We start from the raw sequence: 5,982 nt of genomic DNA, 5'->3' as shown, positions 1-5,982 counted from the left end.
GTCTGCTTCTGCGATCCCCACTCGCCATGGCAGCTTCGCCATGGCAGCGCGGATCCAACGAGAACACCAACCGTCTGCTGAGGCTCTGGTTCGAAAAGGGAACCGACCTGAGGATGCACACCAAGGCCGACCTCAAGCGCATCCAAGACACCCTCAACCAACGACCCCGACCCACCCTGGGCCTCGACACACCCGCCCAGCGCCTCGCCGCGCTACTCAACCACGCCGCCTCAACCACCGATGTCGCACTGAACACTTGACTTCAAGGCCGCGATGTCGAGCTGAGTTCACGTTCGCGAAAACTAGCGGTTCTGGAAGTTGGGCTTGCGCTTCTCGGCGAACGCCTTTGGGCCTTCCTTGGCGTCGTCGGACAAAAAGACCTTGATGCCGATCTGGGTGTCGATTTTGAACGCGTCGTTCTCGGCCATGCCCTCGGTCTCACGGATGGTCCGCAGGATTGCCTGCACAGCGAGCGGGCCGTTGTTCTCGATCACGTCCGCGATTTCGAGGGCTTTGGTCAGGGCCTGCCCGTCGGGCACTACGTATCCGATCAGGCCCATCTCCTTGGCCTCGGCGGCGGTGATGTGGCGTCCGGTCAACAGCAGGTCGCAGGCCACGGTGTAGGGGATCTGGCGGGGTAGACGCACGGCCGAGCCGCCCATCGGGTACAGGCTCCACTTGGCCTCGGAGATGCCGAACTTGGCGCTGTCGGCGGCGACCCGGATATCGGTGCCCTGCAAGATCTCGGTGCCGCCGGCGATCGCGGGGCCTTCGACGGCGGCGATCAACGGCTTGGTCAGCCTGCGACCTTTCAATAGGGCGTCGATGCGCGACGGGTCGTAGCTGCCGTCCTTGAACGACTCTCCCGGCGGCTTCTTGGTTGCCGCCTTGAGGTCCATGCCGGCGCAGAAGTAGCCACCGGCGCCGGTGAGGATGGCGCACCGGATGTCCGGATCGTTGTCGACGCGGTCCCAGGCCTCGACCATGATCTGCATCATTTCGCTGCTGAGCGCGTTACGGGCGTGCGGCCGGTTCATGGTTACGACCAAGGTGTGACCGCGCTGCTCTACCAGCGCGTCAGGACCCGTTTGTTCGTTTGCTGAAGCCTGGGGCACGACTACCGCCTCTCCGTCGACGCTGGGTCTGAGCTTGTCAAGAAATGTAACACGTTCTAGTTTGGGGTCCGTGGCCTTGAATATTGCCGATCTCGCCGAGCACGCCATCGACGCGGTGCCTGACCGGGTAGCGCTCATCTGCGGAGATGAGCAGCTGACATACGCCCAACTCGAGGAGAAAGCCAACCGCCTGGCGCACTACCTGCTCGATCAGGGAGTGCAGAAGGGCGACAAGGTCGGACTCTACTGCCGCAACCGCAACGAGATCGTCATCGCGATGCTCGGCATCGTCAAAGCCGGCGCCATTCTGGTCAACGTCAACTACCGCTATGTCGAGGGCGAGCTGCGGTACCTCTTCGACAATTCCGACATGGTTGCGCTGGTTCACGAGCGCCAGTACTGCGACCGGGTCGCCAACGTGCTGCCGGACATCCCCAACGTCAAGACGGTCCTTGTGGTGGAGGACGGTAGCGAGCCCGACTTTGAGCGCTACGGGGGAGTGGAGTTCTACGCCGCGCTGGAGCAGGGCTCGCCGCAACGTGACTTCGGTGAGCGAAGTGCCGACGACATCTACCTGCTGTACACGGGTGGCACCACGGGGTTTCCGAAGGGCGTGATGTGGCGCCACGAAGACATCTACCGCGTGCTGTTCGGCGGAACGGATTTCGCGACAGGAGAATTCGTCAAGGACGAGTACGACCTGGCCAAGGCTGCCGCTGCCAACTCGCCAATGGTTCGCTATCCGATTCCGCCGATGATCCATGGCGCCACGCAGTCGGCCACTTGGATGTCCATTTTTTCCGGCCAAACCACTGTTCTGGCACCGGAATTCAACGCCGACGAGGTATGGCGCACAGTTGAGAACCGTAAGGTAAACCTCTTGTTCTTCACCGGTGACGCGATGGCCCGGCCGTTGCTGGACGCGCTTGACAGAGAACATGATTACGATCTGTCCTCGTTGTTTCTGTTGGCCAGCACCGCCGCTCTCTTCTCGCCCAGCATCAAGGAGAAACTGCTTGAACTGCTTCCGAATCGGGTAATCACCGACTCAATTGGTTCGTCGGAGACGGGATTTGGCGGTACCAGTATTGTCGCCGCGGGCGCTTCCCAGAACGGCGGTCCGCGAGTCACCATCGACCACCGGACGGTGGTCCTCGACGAGGACGGCAACGAAGTTCAGCCCGGCTCCGGGGTGCGTGGCATGATCGCGAAGAAGGGCAATATTCCGGTCGGCTATTACAAGGACGAGAAGAAGACCGCCGAGACGTTCAAGACCATTAACGGTGTGCGGTATGCGATTCCGGGTGACTACGCCATGGTCGAGGCCGACGGAACCGTCACCATGCTGGGTCGCGGCTCCGTGTCGATCAACAGCGGCGGTGAGAAGATTTATCCCGAAGAGGTCGAGGCTGCGTTGAAGGGTCATCCTGACGTCTTCGATGCTCTGGTAGTGGGGATACCCGATCCCCGCTACGGCCAGCAGGTGGCGGCCGTTGTGCAGGCCCGGCCCGGCTGCTGTCCGTCATTGGCCGAGCTGGACGGGTTCGTTCGCGGTCTGGTCGCGGGATACAAAGTGCCGCGCAGCCTTTGGTTCGTCGACGAGGTGAAGCGCTCACCTGCCGGTAAGCCGGATTACCGGTGGGCCAAGGAGCAGACCGAAGCGCGACCCGCCGATGAGGTGCGTGCCAGTCAGGTTGCTACTGGGGCCTGATTTTGGGCTTGGTCGTCGGCGGCTGTGCACGGGCTGGGGCGGCTTGCATCAGTGATGTTGTAGGGTAGGCGGATTCCGATCTTGGCTCCATCACTTCGCGTTGCGCCGCGGCAGGGCACTTGTGTCCGGTCTCTTCGATGGTGTGGGCGTCGGTGCGCAATCGGCCAAGTCGGCATCGCTGGATTTGCGGATCGGCCGGTGGCTGGTTAGAGCTGGTTTGGTCGGCGATGGCCGGATCGACAATGCCCCGGAGACGTCAGGCGTTGGTTCGGGCTCGCCGCAAGCGGTAGGTCGGGTGTGCGCGCTCGTGACCCGATCGGGTTGCAAGTGCTCTTCGCGTTTGGCCGCGCTGGCTTCTTCGTGACAATCGGCTAGGGCCGCGCCTGGATCCAAACCTCAAACGACAGCCGCCGCCCCTACGTCTGGACCAAAACCGCCGACCAAATCCTCGAATCGGTCGCTAACAAGAGCCGCCGAATTAATGACTCAGGACACTAGTGCAGTTCCCCCGTCAGGCTTAGGCGTCGATGCGTTGCCGGCCGTTCGGTCACGTCGGTGGGACGCGTCGGCTGGGTGAGTCGATGTTCGTCGGTCGTTGGGCCTAAGCCTGGGTGGCGGCCGAAGGACCAGGCCGGTGTCAAAGCCCACACTGTTCTCCGCCGTCCCGTCGCCCAACGAGCGTCATGGCCTCCGAGGCCGACAGCCTGCAGGCAAGGCTGGCCAGGCCCGTTGGTACAGGGCAGCTAGTCCATGGCCGGTGGCGCGCCGCTGGTCTCGCGCTATCAGGCGCTACCCCCGGTGCCAGCAGTACCGCCTTTGCCGCCCTTCCCGCCGGTGGGACCAATAGGTGGCAGGCCGGGTCCGCCGCCACCGCCAAGTGTGCCGGGATTGAGGCCGCCGGCGCCTGCACCGCCGGTGCCGCCTTTGCCGCCGCTACCGCCGGTTCCGCCGATGCCGGATTTGCCGGTGCCGGTGCCGCTACCGCCTTTGCCGCCGGCGGCGCCGTCGCCGCCGATGCCGCCCTGGCCGCCGGCACCGGTCGCCCCACCGGTCCCGCCGTTACCGCCTTGGCCGCCATTGCCGCCGTTGCCGCCGTTGCCGCCGTTGTTGTTGCCGGTGCCGGCGTTGCCTCCGGCGCCGCCCGCGCCCGCGTTGCCGCCAGCGCCACCGGCTCCGCCGCTGCCGCTGCCGTTGCCGCTGCCGCCTAGGCCGCCCTTGCCGCCGTCGGCACCGGTGCCCCCGGCGCCGCCGCCGCCACCGAGGCCGGTGTTGCCACCGAGGCCGCCCTTGCCGCCGGCGCCGCCCTGACCGCCACCGCCGGCCGCGCCGCCGCTGCCATTGCCGCCGCTAGCGCTGCCGCCGTCGCCACCGGCGCCCGCGATGCCGCCGCCGCCGCCCTGGCCACCCAGGCCAGTGCTCCTACCGGCGCCACCGTCGCCGCCGGTGCCGCCGTTGCCGCCCAGACCGCCTTTGCCGCCCGAGCCGCCGTCCGTTGCATTGCCGCCGGCTCCTCCGCCGCCGGCGGTACCGCCCTTGCCGCCATTGGCGCCGTTGCCGGTGAGACCGACGTTGGTGCCACCTTTGCCGCCGCCGCCGCCGTTGCCGCCCAGGCCGCCATCGCCGGCGTTGCCACCGCCGATCCCGCCTGTGCCGGCACCGCCGGCGCCGCCGGCGCCGCCGGCGCCGCCTTGGCCGCCCTGACCGCCAGCCGTGGGGGTGTTTGCCGTGGCGCCGGCTCCGCCGGTTCCGCCGGCGCCTCCGGCGCCTCCGTTGGCGCCGTTTCCGGCGGTGCCGCCGTTGGCGGCGCCTCCGTTGCCGCCGGCGCCGCCGGCGCCGCCCTTGCCTCCCAGGCCACCGGTGGCCGGCGCGACGGCGGCGCTGCCCTGGCCGCCTAGGCCGCCCTTGCCGCCGGCGCCGCCGTTGCCGCCGGTGCCCGCGGTGCCGGCGCTGCCGCCGCCCCCGGCGCCGGCTGCTCCGGCTGCTCCGGCAGCGCCGCCGTCGCCGCCCTTGCCGCCGTCGGCGCCGTTACCGCCGGTGGTACCGGTGTTATTGCCGCCGCTAGCGCCGGCGCCGCCGTCACCTCCGATACCGCCCTTGCCGCCGCTGCCGGCCGTGCCGCCATTGGCCGCGCCTCCGGTGCCGCCCTTGCCGCCGGCACCGCCTTGTCCGCCCTGGCCACCGGCGACAGGTGCGGTTGCCGAGTTGGTGCCGGCGCCGCCGCCGCCGCCCTTACCGCCATTGCCGCCTTGCCCGCCGTTGCCGGCGGTGCCCGAGGCGCCGGTGGTCGAGCCGAGGCCGCCCTTACCGGCGTCGCCGCCTTGGCCGCCGGCGCCCCCGGCGCCGCCGGCCTGACCGGTTGCCCCTGGCGTAGCGCCGTTGCCGCCGTTGCCGCCATTGGCACCTTGGCCGCCGGTGCCGCCTTGGCCGCCTTGGCCGCCCGCACCTTGGGTGCCGGCGGTGCCGGTCAAGGGGTTGCCGGCGTTGCCGCCGGTGCCGCCCTGCCCACCAGCCCCGCCCTGGCCGCCGGTGCCGCCGGTGGCGCCGGCAGCGGCGATGGTGGTGTTGTTCGCGCCGTTACCGCCGGTACCGCCGACACCACCGGTGCCGCCGTCACCGGCGGTGCCATCCGCACCGCTGCTCGACCCCAGCCCGCCCTTACCGGCGTCCCCACCGGCGCCGCCGCTACCGCCTTGGCCGCCGGCTTGGCCGGCCACCGCCGGGTTGGTGCTGTCGTTGCCGGTACCGCCTTGGCCGCCGGTGCCGCCGGTGCCGCCTTGGCCGCCTTGGCCGCCGGCACCTTGGGTGCCGGCGGTGCCGGTCAAGGGGTTGCCGGCGTTGCCGCCGGTGCCGCCCTGCCCACCAGCCCCACCTTGGCCGCCGGTGCCGCCGGTGGCGCCGGCAGCGGCGATGGTGGTGTTGTTCGCGCCGTTACCGCCGGTACCGCCGACACCACCGGTGCCGCCGTCGCCGGCGGTGCCATCCGCACCGCTGCTCGACCCCAGCCCGCCCTTACCGGCGTCCCCACCGGTGCCGCCGCTACCGCCTTGGCCGCCGGCTTGGCCGGCCACCGCCGGGTTGGTGCTGTCGTTGCCGGTACCGCCTTGGCCGCCGGTGCCGCCGGTGCCGCCTTGGCCGCCTTGGCCGCCGGCACCTTGG

General features: G+C 69.4%; 3 protein-coding genes and 2 pseudogenes. 3 read left to right on the top strand and 2 right to left on the bottom strand.

The features are described 5' to 3' along the window. On the top strand, positions 1-260 hold a 260-nt coding region (locus EET13_RS25530; protein WP_425294273.1), incomplete at its 5' end, for a TilS substrate-binding domain-containing protein. Positions 261-302: 42 nt separating this feature from the next. On the opposite strand, the gene EET13_RS25525 is transcribed toward EET13_RS25530, so the two are convergent. Continuing rightward, on the bottom strand, positions 303-1,115 hold the full coding sequence (locus EET13_RS25525; RefSeq protein WP_122444869.1) for a crotonase/enoyl-CoA hydratase family protein: 813 nt from the start codon (positions 1,113-1,115) through the stop codon (positions 303-305). A gap of 61 nt (positions 1,116-1,176) precedes the next feature. Between EET13_RS25525 and EET13_RS25520 the strand changes: the two genes are divergently transcribed. Continuing rightward, entirely contained in the window at positions 1,177-2,826 is a 1,650-nt protein-coding gene (locus EET13_RS25520; protein ID WP_122444868.1) for an acyl-CoA synthetase, read from the top strand. Between the two features lie 378 nt (positions 2,827-3,204). Continuing rightward, positions 3,205-3,324, top strand: a pseudogene (locus EET13_RS25510) (IS630 family transposase); the annotation flags it as partial. Between the two features lie 284 nt (positions 3,325-3,608). Here EET13_RS25510 and EET13_RS31995 read toward each other — a convergent pair. Beyond that, positions 3,609-5,982, bottom strand: a pseudogene (locus EET13_RS31995) (PE family protein); the annotation flags it as partial.

It is taken from the genome of Mycobacterium attenuatum, assembly GCF_900566085.1.
Lineage (GTDB): Bacteria > Actinomycetota > Actinomycetes > Mycobacteriales > Mycobacteriaceae > Mycobacterium > Mycobacterium attenuatum.
Note: the sequence above shows the minus strand (reverse complement) of the source record. Positions and strands in the feature narration are given on the sequence as shown.